A 19,330-nucleotide genomic window follows, 5' to 3' on the forward strand; every position below is an offset into this window, starting at 1 on the left:
AAGGCTCAGCGGTCGTCGTCATGGATCGACGACGGGTGCCGACACAGCGCATTCACTTCGATGGTCATATAGGGAAACAACGGCAGTTGCATCAGCGTGTCATGCAGGTCTTGCACGCTCTCGACATCGAACACGCTGTAGTTGGCGTAGTGCCCGGCGATGCGCCACAGGTGACGCCATTTGCCCTCTTGCTGCAGGTGCCGGGCCAGGGCTTTTTCTTCGGCCTTGAGGTTGGCGGCGCGCTCGGGGGGCATGTCGAGCGGCAGGTTCACGGTCATTTTTACGTGGAACAACATGGCAGGCGCCTCTTAGTGTTTATCCCGACGGAAGAACGCCAGGCGCTCTTCATCGATCGCTAGGCCCAGGCCCGGCGCGGTGGAGACATGCAGCTCGAAGTCGCGATACAGCAGCGGTTCGGTGAGGATGTCTTCGGTGAGCAGCAACGGGCCGAACAGTTCGGTGCCCCATGCCAGCGTGCCCAGCGTGAGGAACGCGTGTGCCGAGGCCAGGGTGCCAATGCCGCCTTCGAGCATAGTGCCGCCGTAGAGGCCGATGCCCGCCGCTTCGGCAATCGCCGCCGTGCGCAATACCGCACGCGGGCCGCCGTTCTTGGCGATCTTGAGGGCGAACACCGAGGCCGCGCCTTCGCGGGCCAGGTTGAAGGCATCCTCGACGCACTCAATGGATTCATCGGCCATGATCGGCGCCGGGCTCGACAGGTTCAGCCGCGCCATGCCGCCGCGGTTGTTGCGCGAGATCGGCTGTTCGATCAGGTCGATACCGCTGTCTCCCAGCACCTTGCAGGCGCGCAGGGCCACGGCCTCGTCCCAGGCCTGGTTGACATCGACGCGCACGCTGGCACGCTCACCCAGCGCGCGCTTGATCGCGAGTACATGGGCCAGGTCACGTTCGACTGCACCGGCACCGATCTTCAATTTGAAGACGCGATGGCGGCGCAAGTCGAGCATCTTCTCGGCCTCGGCAATGTCTTGGGCGGTGTTGCCGCTGGCCAGGGTCCAGGCCACCGGCAAGGCATCGCGCACACGCCCGCCGAGCAGTGCGCTGACCGGCAGGTTCAGGCGCTTGCCGAGGGCATCGAGCAACGCGCTTTCGATCCCCGACTTGGCGAAGGTGTTGCCGCGAATGCTGCGCTCCAGGCGCAACATGGCGGCGTTGATATTGCTCGCGTCCTGGCCGATCAGCAGCGGCGCGAAGTGCCGGTCGATGTTGACCTTGATGCTCTCAGGGCTCTCGTTGCCATAGCTCAGGCCGCCGATGGTGGTGGACTCACCGATACCCTCGATGCCATCGGCGCAACGCAGGCGGATGATCACCAGGGTCTGGTTTTGCATGGTGTGCATCGCCAGCGTGTGAGGGCGGATTGTGGGCAGATCGACGATGATCGTTTCGATCGACTCGATGGGGCAAATCGGCATGGCAATACCCGTTGGGTTCTTTATAGGTTTGCGTCGATTCTGTGCTGCGTGGTTAGAGGGTTCCAATATAGAATTGGTCTGGTTCAATACCTTGAAGGTATTAAAGGAGCCAACATGGAACTGCGTCACCTGCGCTATTTCCAGATGCTGGGGCAGACCCTCAACTTCACCCGTGCGGCCGAACGCCTGCACATCGCCCAGCCGCCGTTGAGTCGGCAGATCCAGCAATTGGAAGACGAATTGGGCGTGGTGCTGCTCGAACGCGGCCGGCCGCTGCGGCTGACCGAGGCCGGGCGGTTTTTCTATGAGCACGCCAATGTGCTGCTCGAGCAATTGGGCACGGTGTGCGACAACACCCGGCGCATCGGCCTGGGCGAGAAGACCTGGCTGGGCATCGGTTTTGCGCCGTCGACCTTGTACGGCGTGCTGCCGGAACTGATTCGGCGGTTGCGCACCCATGAGTCGCTGGCGTTGGAATTGGGCTTGTCGGAGATGACCACCGTGCAGCAGGTCGAAGCGCTCAAGGCGGGGCGCATCGATGTGGGCTTCGGGCGGATCCGCATCGACGACCCGGCCATCGTCCAGCGTGTACTGGTGCAAGACCGACTGGTGGCGGTGTTGCCCAGTGGTCACCCGTTGCTCGGCGCGCCCGCGAGCCTTGCGCAACTGGCCGCCGAACCCTTTGTGCTGTACCCCGGCAACCCGCGACCCAGTTACGCCGACCACGTGATCGCGCTGTTCGACGCCCATGGCCTGAGCCTTAACGTGGCGCAGTGGACCAACGAGCTGCAGACCGCGATCGGCCTGGTGGGCGCCGGCATGGGCGTGACGCTGGTACCGGCGTCGGTCCAGGTGCTGCACCGCGCTGATATCGGCTACACGCCGATCGTGGAAGCCACCGCGACGTCGCCGATCATTCTCAGCCGGCGGGTGAATGATCAATCGCCGGGGCTCGGTCATTGCCTGCAACTGGTTGAAGAGCTGCTGTGAAACCTTGCAAACACCACAATTCCAATGTGGGAGGGGGCTTGCCCCGATAGCGGAGTGTCAGTCAGCACATCTGTCACTGATACACCGCAATCGGGGGCAAGCCCCCTCCCACATTGAATCTTCATTGCCCTAGAGACTGCGCAGGCGCTTGCGTTGCAGGGTTTGGCTAGGGGCCTCATCGAACAGTTTGCGGTACTCCGCCGAAAACCGTCCCAAGTGGGTAAAGCCCCAGTCCAGTGCGATTTCGGAGATGGTACGCGTGGCACCCTGTTCGAGGATTTCCTGACGCACCGCCACCAGCCGGTGCTTCTTCAAATACGCCATGGGCGACAGCGCGAAGTATTTGCGAAACGCATCGAACAGCTTGAAGCGCGACACGCCGGCCACCGCCTCCAGGTCTTCCAGATGCACTGCCTCGCGCGCATTGTCGTGCAGGTACTGGCGCGCCCGGATCAGGTAGTGCGGCAACTTCACGCCCAACACGTCGCGCAGTTCTTCGGAGTAGTTGTTCGGCTGGGCCAGGATCAAGCCCTTGATCAGCGAGCTTTCCAGGTCCCGGGTAAACGCCGCTTGCTCGTACAACTCGCTACGGTGCTCAAACTCGGCAATGAAGTAGCGTGCCATGCGCCACCACGAGGCCGGGGCGCCGTCCACTGCGTCCATCACCGGTTCGAAGCGCAGCGGCGCCTCGATCGGCCGTTGCAGCAAACCTTCCAGCGACTCGCTCATGGCCGCACGCGTGATCACTACCTGCAGCTTGCGGCAGTCACCGGAAATCGCCAGCACCTGATGCTCGTTGGGCGCAATGATCACCCCCTGGTCGCGGTTGGAGCTCAGGCGCTCACCGTTCTTGCTCAGCTCCTGTTCGCCGATCAACGGCAGGCTCAGGCTGTAGCTGCTGAAGTGCTCGGCGTCTTCGATGTCGATGGTCACGTCGGTGCCGTATTCGATCACGCCCAGGGTGGTGGCGCGGGACTTGAACACATTGGCGCTGTGGTGAAAGCGCAGGCGTTCCGGCGTGGCCGTCGCCAAACGATGGGGCCCGCAGATGCCGCACATCCAGCTGCAGGCACCCTCCAGGTCGAAGCGTTGAATACGGATATCGCGTGTCTGGCTATTCATAAGGTGCACCCACGGCGGTCAGGCGTTTGCGCGCTCTGGCGGCGCGTCGTCAGGGTTCGACAGCAAGTTCCAGGCCACGCCAGCGCAGTGCTCACTGGGTGGATAGCAAAGGTCGACTAAGTGGATAAAGCCCGGCTGTTTTCGGCCCTTACCCGCAATGACAGTAGCGCATCACGTCACCGCTGCGCACCGGGTTGGGTATTTGCCGCCCAACTTTGCGGCCCATCTTCCCCGATTAAGCGGATAGCCCGCGCCCTGCCGCGCTGCCTCTAATGACCCACCGATTAGCCCCGATCAAAAAGGTGCCTCCCATGAGTGGTGCAAGAAACGTCGAGCAGTGGAAAACCTTTATCGAAAGTTGCCTGGACTTTCGCCCGGCCGATGAAGTGTTCCGCATCGCCCGCGACATGTTCACCGAGCCCGAACTGTTCGACCTGGAAATGGAACTGATCTTCGAGAAGAACTGGATCTACGCCTGCCACGAAAGCGAACTGGCCAATAACCACGATTTCGTGACAATGCGCGCCGGGCGCCAGCCGATGATCATCACCCGCGACGGCGAAGGCCGGCTTAACGCGCTGATCAATGCCTGCCAGCATCGCGGTACTACCCTCACCCGCGTAGGCAAAGGCAACCAGTCCACGTTCACCTGCCCGTTCCACGCCTGGTGCTACAAAAGCGATGGCCGCTTGGTGAAGGTCAAGGCGCCGGGGGAATACCCGGAGGGTTTCGACAAAGCCACCCGTGGCCTGAAAAAGGCGCGCATCGACAGCTACAAGGGCTTTGTGTTTATCAGCCTCGACGTGAACGGCACTGACAGCCTGGAAGACTTCCTTGGCGATGCCAAAGTGTTCTTCGACATGATGGTGGCGCAATCTGCCACCGGTGAGTTGGAGGTGCTGCCGGGCAAGTCCGCCTACACCTACGACGGCAACTGGAAGCTGCAGAACGAAAACGGCCTGGACGGGTATCACGTCAGCACCGTGCATTACAACTACGTGGCCACCGTGCAACATCGCCAGCAAGTGAACAGTGAAAATGGCGCCAGTGCCGGCACTACCCTGGACTACAGCAAGCTCGGCGCCGGCGACGCCAATACCGATGACGGCTGGTTCGCCTTCAACAACGGCCACAGCCTGTTGTTCAGCGACATGCCCAACCCCAGCGTGCGCTCCGGCTACGCCACCATCATGCCGCGTCTGGTGGCCGAACACGGTCAGCAGAAAGCCGAATGGATGATGCACCGCCTGCGCAACCTGAATATCTACCCGAGCCTGTTCTTTCTCGACCAGATCAGCTCCCAACTGCGCATCATCCGCCCGCTGGCGTGGAACAAGACCGAGATCATCAGCCAGTGCCTGGGGGTGAAGCACGAGTCCGACGCCGACCGCGAAAACCGCATTCGCCAGTTCGAGGACTTTTTCAATGTGTCGGGCATGGGCACGCCGGATGACCTAGTGGAGTTTCGCGAAGCCCAGCGCGGTTTCCAGGGCCGCCTGGAGCGCTGGAGCGATATTTCGCGCGGCAGCCACCGCTGGCAGACCGGGCCGACACCCAACAGCGAAGCCATCGGTATCCAGCCGGCCATGACCGGCACCGAATTCACCCACGAAGGCCTGTACGTCAACCAGCACCGCAACTGGCAGCAATTCCTGCTCAACGGCCTGGACCAACAAGCGCTGAAGCTGCGGGAGGTGAAGTGATGAACGCGCAGTTGCAGTACCAGATCGAGCAGTTCTTCTACCGCAAATCCGCACTGTGCGACGCCCAGGACTGGGATGCCTATGTGCAGCTGTTCGACCCACAGAGCGAATTCCACCTGCCGCAATGGGACTCCGAACATGTCTACACCCAGGACCCCAAGCGCGAGATGTCGTTGATCTATTACGCCAACCGCTCAGGGCTGGAGGACCGGGTATTCCGCCTGCGAACCGGCAAGGCCGCCTCGGCCACGCCGATGCCGCGCACCTTGCACCTGATCAACAACGTGCGCATTGCCGAGTTGGCGGGCGGCGAGCTGGACGTGAAGTTGAATTGGCACACGCTGTTCTACCGGTTGGCGACCTCGGAGCAGTTCTACGGGCAGGCCACTTACCGCCTCAAGCCACACGGCGACAGCTGGCTGATCACCCACAAGCATGCGTTATTGCTGAACGACACCATCAACTCGGTGCTGGATTTCTATCACCTTTGAAGCACATCCCACCTGTGGCGAGGGAGCTTGCTCCCGCTGGGCTGCGCAGCGGCCCCAAAAAGCTTGGGAGCGCTGCGCACTCCAGCGGGAGCAAGCTCCCTCGCCACAGATCATGTGCTAGCCATACACGCGTGGAGTTTCGCGAATGAATCACAAAGTGGCCTTCAGTTTCGCCGACGGCAAGACCTTGTTCTTCCCGGTGGGCGCCCATGAACTCCTGCTGGACGCGGCCTTGCGCAACGGTATCAAGATCCCGCTGGACTGCCGCGAAGGCGTGTGCGGCACCTGTCAGGGGCGTTGCGAATCCGGCGATTACACCCAGGATTATGTCGACGAAGAAGCGCTGTCGAGCCTCGACGTGCAACAGCGCAAAATGCTCAGTTGCCAGACGCGGGTGCAGTCCGACGCCACCTTTTACTTCGACTTCGATTCGAGCCTGTGCAACGCGCCGGGGCCGGTGCAGGTGCGCGGCACGGTGAGCGAGGTGCAGTTGGTGTCGGCCAGTACGGCAATCCTGCGCCTGCAGGTGGACGCTGCGCTGGATTTTCTGCCGGGCCAATATGCGCGGCTGGCGGTGCCCGGTACCGACAGCTGGCGTTCCTATTCCTTCGCCAACCTACCGGGTAATCAATTGCAGTTCCTGGTGCGCCTGTTGCCCGATGGGGTGATGAGCAACTACGTGCGCGAACGGTGCCAGGTGGGCGATGAGGTGTTGATGGAAGCGCCGCTGGGGGCGTTCTACCTGCGGCACGTCACTCAACCGCTGGTGCTGGTCGCTGGCGGCACCGGGTTGTCGGCGTTGCTGGGCATGCTCGATGAGCTGGTGGCGCGCGGCTGCGATCAACCGGTGCACCTTTACTATGGCGTGCGCACTGAGCAGGACCTGTGCGAAGCCGTGCGCATCAATGGCTATGCGTCGAAGATCGCGAATTTTCGCTACACCGAAGTGCTCAGCGACGCCTCGACCCAGTGGACCGGCAAGCGCGGCTACCTCACCGAACATTTCGACCTGGCCGAATTACGGGACAGATCGGCAGATATGTATGTGTGTGGCCCGCCGCCAATGGTCGAATCGATCCAACAATGGCTGGCGGATCATGCACTTGATGGCGTTCAGCTGTATTACGAAAAGTTTACGCAGAGTAATATCTGACCCTCAGCACGTCTGAGGGGCTGATGCGGCCTGCGCTCACCCTTAAGAAAAACAAGTAGAAGGGAACGTTAATGGCGGATGACATGGTTAACCCGGTGGGCCTCAAGCGCGGCCTGAAAAACCGGCACATTCAACTGATCGCCTTGGGAGGGGCGATCGGCACGGGGTTGTTCCTCGGCTCGGCCGGGGTGCTCAAGTCGGCGGGGCCGTCAATGATCCTGGGTTACGCGATTGCCGGTTTCATCGCCTTCCTGATCATGCGCCAGCTCGGCGAGATGATCGTCGAAGAGCCGGTGGCCGGTTCCTTCAGCCACTTTGCGCATAAATACTGGGGCGGTTACGCGGGCTTTCTGGCGGGCTGGAACTACTGGGTGCTCTACGTGCTGGTGGGCATGGCCGAACTGACGGCCGTGGGCAAGTACATCCAGTTCTGGTGGCCGGAAATCCCGACCTGGGTCAGCGCGCTGGTGTTCTTCGTCGCGGTGAACCTGATCAACACCCTGAACGTGAAGTTCTTCGGCGAAGCCGAGTTCTGGTTCGCGATCATCAAGGTGGTGGCGATTGTCGGCATGATCGTGCTCGGCTGCTACCTGCTGTTCAGCGGTACCGGCGGCCCGCAGGCGTCGGTCAGCAACCTGTGGAGCCACGGTGGGTTCTTCCCGAACGGCGGCATGGGGCTGTTGATGTCCATGGCGTTCATCATGTTCTCGTTCGGTGGCCTGGAGCTGGTGGGCATCACCGCCGCCGAGGCCAGCGAGCCACGCAAGGTGATCCCGAAGGCGATCAACCAGGTGGTGTATCGGATCCTGATTTTCTATGTCGGCGCCCTCACCGTGCTGCTGTCGCTGTACCCGTGGGACCAACTGCTGCAAACCCTCGGCGCCTCAGGCGATGCCTACAGCGGCAGCCCGTTCGTGCAGATCTTCTCGCTGATCGGCAATGACACCGCGGCGCACATCCTCAACTTCGTGGTGCTGACCGCGGCGCTGTCGGTGTACAACAGCGGCGTGTACTGCAACAGCCGCATGCTGTTCGGCCTGGCCGAGCAAGGCGACGCGCCCAAGGCGCTGATGAAGCTCAACAAACAAGGCGTGCCGTTGCGCGCGCTGGCAATTTCGGCGGCGGTGACCCTGCTGTGCGTGGTGGTCAACTACGTCGCGCCGCAAAGTGCCCTGGAGCTGCTGTTCGCGCTGGTGGTTGCCTCGCTGATGATCAACTGGGCCCTGATCAGCATTACCCACATCAAGTTCCGCAAGGCCATGGGCGAGCAAGGCGTGACGCCGTCGTTCAAGACCTTCTGGTTCCCGTTCAGCAATTACCTGTGCCTGGCGTTCATGCTGATGATCATCAGCGTGATGCTGGCCATTCCGGGGATACGTGAGTCGGTGTATGCGATGCCGGTGTGGGTAGCGATTATCTATGTGGCCTACCGCTTGCGGGTCCGAAACACGAAACTTGTGACAGCGCAGTAACCCATGTGGGAGGGGGCTTGCTCCCGATGGCGGTGTGTCAGTCATTGATATGTTTACTGACCCACCGCTATCGGGGGCAAGCCCCCTCCCACATTGGATTGCATTGCATATGAAGATTTTTGTTTAGAGCGTAGAGCGCACTCGCCACAACTCGGGGAACAACACCGTGTCGAGCATCTTGCGCAAATACCCCACACCTTCGGTGCCGCCAGTGCCCGGCTGGAAGCCGATAATCCGTTCCACCGTGGTCACGTGCCGGAAGCGCCACTGGCGGAACGAATCCTCCAGGTCGATGAACTTCTCGGCCAATTGATACAAATCCCAGTACCGACTCGGGTCGCGGTACACCTCACGCCACGCGGCTTCCACGGAGTCATCGTGCACGGTAGCGGCCGTCGGGTCGCGTTCGGCGCGCTTGGGGTCAATCGCCAGGCCCGCCTTGAGCATCAGGTTGATCGCCTCGTCATACAGCGACGGCGTGGCGATCGCCACCTGCAATTGCAGCAATAACTCCGGGCGATGGGCATGGGGCCGCAACAGCGCCGGGCTTTTGTTGCCGAGGATGAATTCGATCTCACGGTACTGGAACGACTGGAACCCCGACGACTGCCCGAGGAACGGGCGGATCGCCTTGTATTCCGACGGAGTCATGGTCGCCAGCACCGCCCAGGCGTGCACCAGTTGGTCGAAGATCCGCGAGACCCGCGCCAGCATCTTGAACGCCGGCGGCAGCTCACCCAGGCGCACGTGTTCGCGGGCCGCCTTGAGTTCATGCAGCATCAGTTTCATCCACAGCTCCGAGGTCTGGTGCTGGATGATGAACAGCATTTCGTTGTGATCCGGCGACAGCGGGTGTTGGGCGCTGAGGACTTTGCCCAGGTCCAGGTAGTCGCCGTAGCTCATGGACTCGGAAAAATTCAGCTCAGCGTTGTGCCAATCCTGCGGGGGTTGGTCGCCGGCAGGCTTATATTCTGGCGAGAAGGGACATTGGCTCATCGCGTGGGCTCCAAAAGCGGGCGCAGGATTGCGCGGACCGGGCTGGCATCCAGGTGGGCAAAGCGCAGCGGCAGCGCGATCAGTTCATAGTCGCCTTCCGGCACGTCATCGAGCACGATGCCTTCGAGGATCGCCATGCCATGGCGCGCCACGGCGTTGTGCGAATCCATGGTCTTGGACTGTTGCGGGTCCAGGGACGGGGTGTCGATACCGATCAGGCGCACGCCAAGGCTGGCGAGCAGCTCGATGGTCTGCGGGGCGATGGCGGTGAAATGTGAATCCCATTGCGTCAGTGGCGCTTGTGGATAAGTGCGCAGCAGGACCCGTTCCGGCAGATTATCCACACGCCCTTGCAGTTGATGGGGTTGCACCAGGGCGCCACTGTCCAGGCAATGCAACACCCGGCACGGGCCCATATACACGTCCAGCGACACCTCGCCAATCGGCGCGCCGTCGGCGCTGTAATGCAGCGGCGCATCCACATGGGCGCCGGTGTGCGGCGAGAAGGTCACGCGCCCCACATTCACCGGGCACTCCGGACCGAACTGCCACACGCGCTCTTCCTGGAACGGCGTATCGCCCGGCCAGGTCGGGGTCGCCGCGCTCAAGGGCGGGCTGATATCCCACCACGTTTTTATTGGGTTCATTTCAAGGCTCTCGGCTGTCACTGAGGTGAATGATACGAGGGCCAGCTGTGAATTTTCTTGCGAATTCTGGCGCAAAGCGGGAAATCTTTCGCACTTACTGCGAAGAAATAGCGTATTCACGCTCGGAAGTTTCACGCGATGACCCTGTGGGAGGGGGCTTGCCCCCTCCCACAGTTGACTGCTGCGGTTCTGGGCATCCCGATGTCGAGTTCAGACCACTGGCAAACAGCTCGGCGCTATAGGGTTCAACTTCTGTTTCCTTGCCTCGGAGTCATCATGCCCCAGCCGATCACTGTTCTGCGCGACACCCATCCCCTGCCGGTCCTGGATGCCTGCAAATGGGAAAAACTCGAAGGCGACCCGCATACCGTCAACCTCAACGCCTACACCAGCGAAGACGGCAGCAAGATCATGGGTACCTGGATCTGCACCCCAGGAAAATGGCGAATTGATTATCTGAAATGGGAATACTGCGATTTTAGGGAAGGATATTGCATAATCACTCCCGATGGAAAAGACCCTATCCACCTTAGAGCGGGGGATATTTTTATAGTTGAACCTGGCATGAAAGGAACTTGGGAAGTGGTAGAGACAGTACGGAAGTATTTTGTTTTTGCATGACCATTGTTCCCATCCTGAGACTCGGATTGTTCACTATCAATTCCACCAGTGTCGCGACCGGGCTGCCGTTTCTCAGACGCCAGAAACCACAGCTCCCTCGACCGTCTCTATAAAAATCAGGTGTTTGTGTGTACTGAATGGGGCAGTGAAGGAGGCAGCCCAAGTTACTTTGAGTGCCCCGCAAATTTCTGGATGAGATGGGTCAAACCAGACACGATGAGTACATCTCCCGGCAGGATCAGGGTACTGGGAGTGGCATGCTGGAAGTCTTCATTGGCGCGCTTCAATCCGACGACTGTGATGCCATATTTCTCACGAATATTGGAGTCAATAAGTGTGCTGTTGTGACTCGGCAGTGGGGCGTGAATTTTTGCGATTGCAAAGCCGTCATCAAACTCGATGAAATCGATCATCCGCCCCGTAATGAGGTGCGCGACGCGCTCCCCCATATCCGCCTCTGGGTAGACGACGTGGTGAGCACCTATACGCTGAGCTATCTGCCCATGCTCGGCCGTTCGTGCCTTGACCCAGATATCCCGGATACCCAATTCAGTCAACGCCATGATGGTCATGAGGCTGGCAGCCATATCGGTACCAATGCCCACGATAGCGTGGGCAAAGTCAGCAACGCCCAGTTGGCGTAAGACCGCGAGGTTGGTGGAGTCAGCCTGGACTGCATGACTCAGGATATCAGCGCAGTCATGGACCGGATCAGCGTCCCTGTCGATGCCCATCACATCGTGACCCAACCGCATCAGTGATTGGGCCACGGAACTTCCGAATCGGCCCAGGCCAATCACCACAACGCTATCGCCTTTGGAAAAAGCAAACTGATCCGTAAACAGAAATTTAGCCAACAATGGGATGTTCCTCAGGGTAGCGGTAGGGCATGCGATGTTCGCCCAGGGCCAGTGACGCTGCAAAAGTAATCGTTCCAACACGCCCGACATACATCAGCAGAGTCAGCATCAACTGGCTCGATTCGGGAAGGTCCGCAGTGATACCGGTGGACAGACCGACGGTGCCAAACGCCGAGATGACTTCGAATATGACCTGGCCGATTGGTAGACCGGTGTCGCGCAGGATAACCAGGGTTCCCAGTACAACCATGGTACTGCTCAGTACCAGTATCGTGATGGCCTGGCGCTGCGCCGAAGTACCGACTCTGCGGCCAAATGCTTGGCTGTCATTACGGCCACGAATTTCAGCGATTACCATCAATGCCAAGATAGCCACAGTCCCCACTTTGACGCCACCTGCAGTACCCGCGCTGCCTCCTCCGATAAACATCAAGAAGTAGTGCAACGCCCAACTTTCTTGAGTCAACGCACCGATATCAATCGAGTTGAACCCGGCAGTACGCGCAGAAACAGACGCAAATGCAGCCGAGAGAATTTTATCGGCCACAGGCATGGGCTTGAGTGTGGCTGAGTTAGACCACTCAAACACCAACAGCGTGAAAAAACCCACCAGCAGCAATATAAGCGTGCCAACAACGGTGAGTTTGGTATGCAGTGACCAATGCCGCGAATCCTTGAATTTACTACGCATGTCATGCAGGACTGGAAAGCCGATCCCACCAATCACAATCGCCATCATCACCGGTAGCAGGATCAACGCATCAGTGGCATAGCGCATCAGGCTGTCGGAGTGAATGGAAAAACCTGCGTTATTGAACGCCGACACGGCATGAAATAGTCCGCTCCATGCCGCCTCAGTCCACGACAGCCCATAGCTCAGATGTAACCTGAGGGTCAGCATCACGGTAATGATGAGCTCCAGGCCGAAAGTTACCACCAGAACCAGCTTGGCCACGCTGGCAATATCGCCCATTCCCAGCGAGCGCGACTCAACCTGAGCGGCCATTTTGGTCCGCAGGCGAAAGGAGTGATTGACCATCAGGCCGAGTAGGGTCGCGATGGTCATCATGCCAAAGCCACCAAGCTGAAATAGCAGCAGAATGAGCGACTGACCAAAAGTCGACCAATATGTGCCGGTATCCACCACCACCAGCCCTGTAACGCATACAGCCGATACGGCCGTAAACAATGCCGTCACCCACGGTGCCCCCACACCTTCAGTGCGGGATATCGGAAGCATCAGAAGGGCAGTGCCTACCAGTACCGTGACCAAAAAAACCAGGGCGACAACCCTGGCGGGATGAAACTGTGATTTCATTTTGACGGTCGCCAGTAGAGTTGGGAACCCTGCATGAGGGCTTGCAGGCATTGGGACGCGTCTCAAAGGGGCCAGCCCAGACGTGGACGGGCGCAATATTTCAGAAGCTTTCGGTAGATGGCTACGTAATAGACTTTTGCCGCTACGAGCCACTCCAGGGCCGGATGCTACCACTCTTTAGGACACCGATGCCCTGGAGAGCGTGAGCGGCAATGCGGGGTGAGACTCCGCTGCTAAATCCCCTAAGCCGGCCCCAGGGCGCTACCGGGTCCGGCTAATTACTTATAACAACATGTATTTGAACCCGCTCTAAATACAGTCAGCACACACTTAGCGCCGAACTCAATTGGCCCCTGCGAACATTCAACTCTCTTTTTACTTAGTTTATCGGTATTGCACCTCGCCAGAGGTTTGAGACAGTTCTTATAGCCTGCCTATGCTCGCGTCTACACAATCGGCGCCTGCATATTCCCTCTAAAGCCCGTTGAAGCCCAGTGCTGCGATCAGCGTCAGAGAACTTCTAAATGACTTTGCAAAACGCTTTGATGTGCCTTGCACTCAATATTTATCATGAAGCCCGCGGCGAACCGCTTGATGGGCAGATCGCGGTTGCCATGGTGACGATGAACCGCGCCGACTGGCAGGCCTCCAGCGTTTGCCAAGTGGTGTATGAAAGAAATCAGTTCTCCTGGACCCGCCGTGCCAACCCATCATTGCCAAGCGAATCCGCCGCATGGGCGAACGCCAAGCGTGTCGCGAACCGGGTTGTCGCGGGCCATCATGAAGATATGACCCACGGTGCAACGCATTTTCATGCACGGACAGTGCGACCCATCTGGCGCACTTCGTTGAAGAAGACCGCAACGATTGGCGAGCATATTTTTTATGTACACCATTAGAATCGAAAATACCGACCGTACTCATTACCGATATAAAGCAGCCACTCACGTTGTCGCACGCCACGCCTGCAACTTCTATATAAGTACACCACCATGGTCGTCATGGGGTTCAAGACTTGTCTCAAAAATACCGTCTGTAATTGCCACCCAACAGGCTTTCAGTCATAAACCTTTCAAATTACTTTCTAAAGCGACGTTCCCATGAACAATCACGTAATAATTGTCGACGACCACCCCGTTGTTCGTATGACGCTGCGCATCCTGTTGGAGGGTGAAGGTTACAAAGTCGTCGGGGAAGCAGGAAATGGCGCGGATGCCGTGGACCTCATCCGCGAACTTCAGCCAGGGACCGTGATACTCGATATAGGGCTGCCCAAAGTTGACGGACTGACCGTGATCAGCCGCCTGATTGGCCTGCGTCAGCCGGTCAAGATCATTGTGTTGACCGCACAGATTTCAAACCACATTGCGATGCGCTGCATGGAAGCCGGGGCTCATGGGTTCGTCGCCAAACACGATGATCTGTGCGAGTTGATCAACGCAATGCGGGCGGTAAAGAACGGGCATACCTATTTCCCTGATTCGGCATTTTGCCTCACCCGTCGTGAAGCGGGTACGGATCAGGAAGAAGAGCTGCTCAGAAGTCTGTCTGTGCGGGAACTTGGCGTTTTACAGTATTTGACGCAAGGGCTGAGCAATAAGCAGATTGCCGAACGCATGTCACTGAGCGGCAAAACTATCAGCACCTATAAAACCCGCATTTTGACCAAACTCAATGCCAATACGCTGCTGGACCTCTACGACTTGGCAAAACGTAACAACCTCGCCAAATCGTGACACCCGCGCGCGGCCTTCAGATGTCTTTAAGGTCCAGGTGCAACTTGAACAGTTCAGTGTCCGTACGCACGTTCAACTTGCGCAGGGCCGCCTGTTTCTGCCCGCTGATGGTCTTGCGGCTGCGCAGAAACTTGATAGCGATCTGAGAGACTGACATTCCTCCCAAGCAGCAACTCAACACCTCACGTTCCTTGGGCGACAGTGCTGGATAATCGATCAGCGGGTCGCGGCCATCGACGTCTACCTCTTGCGCGCCAGAAAGCGCAGGGGCTGGCATCTTGGGTGTCGAATCCAGTTCAGCGGCCATAGACGGGGAAAGGTACAAACGATCCAACGCGACCGTCCTGACAGCAAACACCAATTCCTCAGTTTCCTGCGACTTTCCGAAAAAGCCGTTGGCCCCCGCACGAATCGCCATATTGACCGTGGCAGGCCGTTCCACGGAAGAAAAAATCAGGATACGCAACTCGGGATAATGACTGCGCAACAACTGAATCAACCGTAAGCCGTCCAGTTCGCCATCACTGAGCTGGTAGTCGAGGATCAACAGATCGGCGGGCTCGGTGCGCAATGCTTCCAGCAATCCGGCACTGCCCGAATAAACCCCTACTACCTTCAGATCCGACTCTGCGGAAAGCCGAACGTTAAGGCCCTCTCTGATTAGAGCGTGATCGTCGAGCAGAACAATCCGCAGGGGTGAAACAACCGACCACTTCATTTTCAGGACTCCACAAGTCTGGCAATGGGTTCGGAACTTTCCTACAAATTCACGTTGCCAGTAGCACGTTATCCTAAATGTGGAATGAAAGATAACTTCCAATAGTTTTGCCTATCACCCCGATTATTAAAAAGGTTTCGACGCGTCATCATGCGCAGTGTAGGTCCTGATTTTTCATAACGTTACGAAGATAAACCATCCCCCGTTGTGCCCGCCAAAAGACCTTCAAAAACTACCCAGCCGACATTTTCGAATGCATACCCAGCGCACTGGCTCCCAGCGCTTTTGGGACAAGTCTCGTTCACACATGCCCACTCAGCGATCAGAATTATCTCAATGGTCGGGAGACGTTTTACACCTCATCAAAACGCCGTTTCATCCAGGCGTCCCCCTGCATACACACGCCGATAAGCTCGCCACCAGGCGGGCCCAGCCCAGGACCGAATCTGATGGCTACTCATAGCGCGCCCGTTGAAAAAGACGTGGACGCCCAGGCGATGCCTGCGCCTCAAACACAGATCCAGGACACGCTGTTACAGAGCGTGTCCTGGATGTGTGATCACTACAACCTGGGCAAGTCGCCTCAGGCGCTGACGGCCGGTTTACCTAAAGTCGGCCTGCTGACGCCTTCCCTGGCAATGCGCAGCCTGGCCAATGCCGGGCTGACTGCCGGGATGGTGGAGCGGCCTGTGCGAGTGCTGCCCAAACAACTGATGCCGATCATTCTGCTGCGCAAGGATCGCGGCGGCTGTATTTTGCTGGGCTACCACCTCGACACCGAAGCCGAGGACAAACGCGCCTGTCGTTACCAGGTTGTCCTGCCAGAAATCAGCAGCGAGCCGGTCGAAGTCGACCAGACGGCCATGGATGAGCTGTACACCGGCTTCGCCATTCTCATGAAGCCAAAAGCCAAGATCGACGTGCGCGCCGGCGATGAAACACCCCAAGCCGCCGGTCACTGGCTGTTCTCCACGCTGTGGCGTTATCGTCGCTATTACCGCAGCGCGGCCATCGGGGCGGTGTTGATCAACGTGCTAGCCCTGGCCAGCATCTTCTTTACCATGAACGTCTACGACCGCGTCGTGCCCAACCAGGCGTTTATCACGCTGTGGTCGCTGGCCATCGGCGTGGTGGTGGCCATGGTCTTCGAGGCCATCGCGCGTTATGTGCGGGCACACTTGCTGGACCTCGCGGGAAAAAAAGCCGACCTGGTGCTCGGCACGATGCTGTTTCGCCAGGCGCTGTCGATCCAGATGGAGCACAAACCCGCCTCCTCCGGCTCGTTTGCCAACCAGCTGCGCGAATTCGAATCGGTTCGCGACTTCGCCACGTCGGCCACCCTGGCGACCATTTCCGACCTGCCCTTCGTGCTGTTGTTCGTCGCGGTGATTTTTGCCGTAGGCGGCCCATTGGGCTGGGTGCCGCTGCTGTTGATCCCACTGATCCTGATCATCAGCGTGGGCATCCAATGGCCGCTGGCCCGCACCATGAAAGAAAACCTGCGTGAAGCGTCCCTCAAGCAAGGGGTGTTGATCGAATCCGTGGAAGGCCTGGAAACCCTCAAAGCCATCGGTGGCGAAGCCTACATGCAGCGCCGCTGGAAAACCTTTAGCGCGCTGGCCGCCAACACCTCGATGAAATCGCGCGAACTGTCCAGCATGGCCTCCGGCAGCGTGGCCTTCTTCCAGCAGATCCAGACCGTGGCGCTGATCGTCATCGGTGTTTACCTGATCGATGCCGGCGACCTGACCATGGGTGCGCTGATTGCCACCGTGATGCTTGCCGGCCGGGCCACTGCGCCACTGAGCCAGGTGGTCGGCCTGGCCTTGCGTTTCCAGCAGGCCAAGGCAGCGATGAGCTCGCTCAACGGCCTGATGGCCATGCCGGTGGACCGCGATGTTTCCCGCGAGTACCTGCCCAAGCCCGATATCACGGGTCAGATCAGCCTCAAGAACATCGGGTTTTCGTACCCGGCGCCACCGATGCAACCCAACCCGGCCGTGCTGCAAGGCATCAACCTGGTCATCAAGCCCGGCGAACGCGTGGCGATTCTGGGGCGCATCGGCAGCGGCAAATCCACCCTGCTGCGGGTCATGGCGCGCTTGTATCTGCCGGTCAGTGGGCAAATGTTTGCCGATGGCCTGGATGTCAACCAGATCGACCCGGCGGACTGGCGCAGAGCCGTTGGTTATGTCGGCCAGGATGCGCGCCTGTTCTACGGCACCCTGCGCGAAAACGTGATGATCGGCCGGCCCGAAGCGACAGCCGAGGAGTTCCTTCGGGTGATCCGCCTGACCGGGCTGGACCATGTCGCAGGGCGCCATCCCAAAGGTATCAACCTGCCGATCGGCGAGATGGGCGAAGGCCTGTCAGGCGGCCAGCGTCAGTTGGTGTCCCTGGCGCGAAGCTTGCTGGCGCGGCCCAGCCTGCTGTTGCTGGATGAACCCACCAGCGCGATGGACGGCCAGACCGAAGTGCAGTTTCTCGAACACCTCAAGCGCGCCACCGTAGGCCAGACGTTGGTAGTGGTCACTCACCGCCCGTCCCTGCTGTCGCTGGTGGAGCGAATCATTATTGTCGATGACGGCAAGGTCACCGCTGACGGCCCCAAGGACACCATCCTTGAGGCCCTCAATGGCAACACGGCCAAGGCTGCGGCAAAACCGGCCGCCGCCGCGCCGGCCAAGCCGCGTACCCACGCCAACATCGGCCCGGCACGCCCTGTCGCACCTCAACGGGTTACGACCCCGGACGCCATCCGTAACAACGACGCCCAGGCAACGCCTGCCCTAACCCCGGAACAACCTGCGGTGACAGAACAATGATCAAGAAACTATTTGGCCGGGGTGAACCCGCCTCGGCACTGATGCCTGGCGACGCCGCGTTCATGAATGACGTTCAGGAGTCACTGCTGGCACAAACCACACCGGGCTCGCGCCTGATTCTTCAGCTCATCGCAGCCGTGTTGGTCGGTGGGCTGGTCTGGGCGTATTTCGCCCGTGTCGAGGAAATCACCCTGGGCGAGGCGAAGATTATTTCAAAAAGCCGTGAACAGGTGATTCAAAGCCTGGAAGGCGGGATTCTGGCCGAGATGAATGTGCGTGAAGGCGACATCGTGGAGAAGGACCAGATCCTGCTCAAGATCGACCCGACCCGAGCCCAGGCCAGCTATCGCGAGACCCTGTCCAAGGTCATCGGCCTGAAGGCAAGCATCACCCGTCTGCGGGCCGAGGCGTATCAACAACCCCTGGAGTTCGACGAACAAGTGATGACCGACCCGGCCGTCGTCCTACAGGAGCAACAAGCCTACCGGGCGCGCAAAAACGCCCTGGACGAAAGCCTCGCCGCCCTGCAACGCAGCTATTCGTTGTCGGCCCGGGAGATCCAGCTGGCTGAACCTTTGGCGGCCAAAGGCTTGATGTCCGAAGTCGAGATCCTGCGTATGCGACGCTCGGCCAACGAGATCAAGTCGCAAATCGTCGAGCGCATTAACCGCTACCAGGCCGAGGCCAACTCCGAACTGGCCAAGTTCGAGCTGGAACTGTCCCAGACCACCGAGAACCTGGTGGGGCGAGCAGACGTGGTCGAGCGCACCACCATCAATGCGCCGGTGCGCGGCACCGTGAAGAACGTACGAGTGAACACGCGCGGCGGGGTTATCCAGCCCGGTGAGCCGATCCTGGAAATCGTCCCGCTGGAAGACCAGTTGCTGGTGGAAGGCAAGATTCGCCCCGCCGATGTCGCGTTTCTGCGGCCCGGTCTACCCGCAACGGTGAAGATCACCGCCTATGACTACGCCATTTATGGCGGCCTCAAGGGCCACGTTGAACATATCAGCCCCGACACCCTGAAAGATGATCAGAAAGCCGCGGCCGGCCGGCCCGATGACACCTATTACCGCGTCCTGGTCCTGACCGAAAGCAGCAACCTGGAAGCCGGTGGCCGCTCCTTGCCGATCATTCCAGGGATGGTTGCTTCGGTGGAAGTACGCACCGGTGAAAAGACCATTCTCGACTACCTGCTCAAACCCGTGCTCAAGGCACGTGAAGCCTTCCGGGAGCGATAAG

The 19,330-nt window shown here is 59.3% G+C and carries 18 protein-coding genes; 10 read left to right on the forward strand and 8 right to left on the reverse strand.

Annotated features, from left to right (window positions below; translation table 11 throughout):
* Positions 1-5: 5 nt before the first annotated feature.
* On the reverse strand, positions 6-296 hold the full coding sequence (gene catC / locus C4J84_RS21410) for a muconolactone Delta-isomerase (RefSeq protein ID WP_124436056.1): 291 nt from the start codon (positions 294-296) through the stop codon (positions 6-8).
* A gap of 12 nt (positions 297-308) precedes the next feature.
* Positions 309-1,436, reverse strand: coding sequence for a muconate cycloisomerase family protein (locus C4J84_RS21415; protein WP_124368333.1), 1,128 nt, complete (start codon positions 1,434-1,436; stop codon positions 309-311).
* Between the two features lie 114 nt (positions 1,437-1,550).
* On the opposite strand from C4J84_RS21415, the gene C4J84_RS21420 reads away from it, so the two are divergent.
* Entirely contained in the window at positions 1,551-2,426 is an 876-nt protein-coding gene (locus tag C4J84_RS21420) for a LysR family transcriptional regulator (protein WP_124430490.1), read from the forward strand.
* Between the two features lie 129 nt (positions 2,427-2,555).
* Here C4J84_RS21420 and C4J84_RS21425 read toward each other — a convergent pair whose 3' ends face one another.
* Entirely contained in the window at positions 2,556-3,548 is a 993-nt protein-coding gene (locus C4J84_RS21425) for a helix-turn-helix domain-containing protein (RefSeq protein ID WP_124430491.1), read from the reverse strand.
* Between the two features lie 311 nt (positions 3,549-3,859).
* Between C4J84_RS21425 and antA the strand changes: the two genes are divergently transcribed.
* The 4 genes from antA to C4J84_RS21445 all read left to right on the forward strand — a co-directional run bounded on the left by antA (position 3,860) and on the right by C4J84_RS21445 (position 8,367).
* Positions 3,860-5,251, forward strand: coding sequence for an anthranilate 1,2-dioxygenase large subunit (antA, locus tag C4J84_RS21430; RefSeq protein ID WP_124415591.1), 1,392 nt, complete (start codon positions 3,860-3,862; stop codon positions 5,249-5,251).
* Positions 5,251-5,742, forward strand: a complete 492-nt coding sequence (gene antB / locus C4J84_RS21435; RefSeq protein WP_124436057.1) for an anthranilate 1,2-dioxygenase small subunit — start codon at positions 5,251-5,253, stop codon at positions 5,740-5,742. The genes antA and antB overlap by 1 nt, the downstream gene beginning before the upstream one ends.
* Positions 5,743-5,887: 145 nt before the next feature.
* Positions 5,888-6,895: an anthranilate 1,2-dioxygenase electron transfer component AntC gene (gene antC / locus C4J84_RS21440; protein ID WP_124436058.1), complete on the forward strand. Its 1,008-nt coding sequence runs from the start codon at positions 5,888-5,890 to the stop codon at positions 6,893-6,895.
* Between the two features lie 71 nt (positions 6,896-6,966).
* On the forward strand, positions 6,967-8,367 hold the full coding sequence (locus tag C4J84_RS21445; protein ID WP_124364393.1) for an amino acid permease: 1,401 nt from the start codon (positions 6,967-6,969) through the stop codon (positions 8,365-8,367).
* Between the two features lie 123 nt (positions 8,368-8,490).
* On the opposite strand, the gene kynA is transcribed toward C4J84_RS21445, so the two are convergent.
* Together kynA and kynB are read right to left on the reverse strand one after the other, a co-directional pair.
* Positions 8,491-9,363 carry a tryptophan 2,3-dioxygenase gene (gene kynA, locus C4J84_RS21450; protein WP_124405275.1) on the reverse strand — a complete coding sequence of 291 codons (873 nt, stop codon included), beginning with the start codon at positions 9,361-9,363 and terminating at the stop codon, positions 8,491-8,493.
* Complete coding sequence (gene kynB / locus C4J84_RS21455) at positions 9,360-10,010, reverse strand: arylformamidase (protein ID WP_124436059.1); 651 nt, start codon at positions 10,008-10,010, stop codon at positions 9,360-9,362. Before kynB ends, kynA begins: the two co-directional genes overlap by 4 nt.
* Positions 10,011-10,286: 276 nt before the next feature.
* Between kynB and C4J84_RS21460 the strand changes: the two genes are divergently transcribed.
* Positions 10,287-10,631, forward strand: coding sequence for a cupin domain-containing protein (locus tag C4J84_RS21460; protein WP_124371846.1), 345 nt, complete (start codon positions 10,287-10,289; stop codon positions 10,629-10,631).
* Between the two features lie 164 nt (positions 10,632-10,795).
* On the opposite strand, the gene C4J84_RS21465 is transcribed toward C4J84_RS21460, so the two are convergent.
* A complete protein-coding gene (locus tag C4J84_RS21465; protein ID WP_177412759.1) occupies positions 10,796-11,491 on the reverse strand; it encodes a TrkA family potassium uptake protein in 696 nt (231 codons plus the stop codon).
* A complete protein-coding gene (locus tag C4J84_RS21470) occupies positions 11,481-12,809 on the reverse strand; it encodes a TrkH family potassium uptake protein (RefSeq protein WP_124436060.1) in 1,329 nt (442 codons plus the stop codon). The genes C4J84_RS21465 and C4J84_RS21470 overlap by 11 nt, the downstream gene beginning before the upstream one ends.
* A gap of 524 nt (positions 12,810-13,333) precedes the next feature.
* Here C4J84_RS21470 and C4J84_RS21475 point away from each other — a divergent pair.
* Positions 13,334-13,708, forward strand: coding sequence for a cell wall hydrolase (locus C4J84_RS21475; RefSeq protein WP_124436061.1), 375 nt, complete (start codon positions 13,334-13,336; stop codon positions 13,706-13,708).
* Between the two features lie 201 nt (positions 13,709-13,909).
* Positions 13,910-14,545, forward strand: a complete 636-nt coding sequence (locus C4J84_RS21480) for a response regulator transcription factor (RefSeq protein WP_124436062.1) — start codon at positions 13,910-13,912, stop codon at positions 14,543-14,545.
* Between the two features lie 16 nt (positions 14,546-14,561).
* Here the strand turns inward: C4J84_RS21480 and C4J84_RS21485 are convergent, their stop codons facing one another.
* On the reverse strand, positions 14,562-15,263 hold the full coding sequence (locus C4J84_RS21485) for a response regulator transcription factor (RefSeq protein ID WP_124436063.1): 702 nt from the start codon (positions 15,261-15,263) through the stop codon (positions 14,562-14,564).
* Positions 15,264-15,712: 449 nt separating this feature from the next.
* Here C4J84_RS21485 and C4J84_RS21490 point away from each other — a divergent pair, with 449 nt between their 5' ends.
* Entirely contained in the window at positions 15,713-18,088 is a 2,376-nt protein-coding gene (locus C4J84_RS21490) for a type I secretion system permease/ATPase (RefSeq protein ID WP_124436064.1), read from the forward strand.
* A complete protein-coding gene (locus tag C4J84_RS21495) occupies positions 18,085-19,329 on the forward strand; it encodes an HlyD family type I secretion periplasmic adaptor subunit (protein WP_124371853.1) in 1,245 nt (414 codons plus the stop codon). The genes C4J84_RS21490 and C4J84_RS21495 overlap by 4 nt, the downstream gene beginning before the upstream one ends.
* The last annotated feature ends 1 nt before the right edge of the window (position 19,330 follow it).

Source organism: Pseudomonas sp. R11-23-07 (assembly GCF_003852295.1).
Taxonomy (GTDB): Bacteria; Pseudomonadota; Gammaproteobacteria; order Pseudomonadales; family Pseudomonadaceae; genus Aquipseudomonas.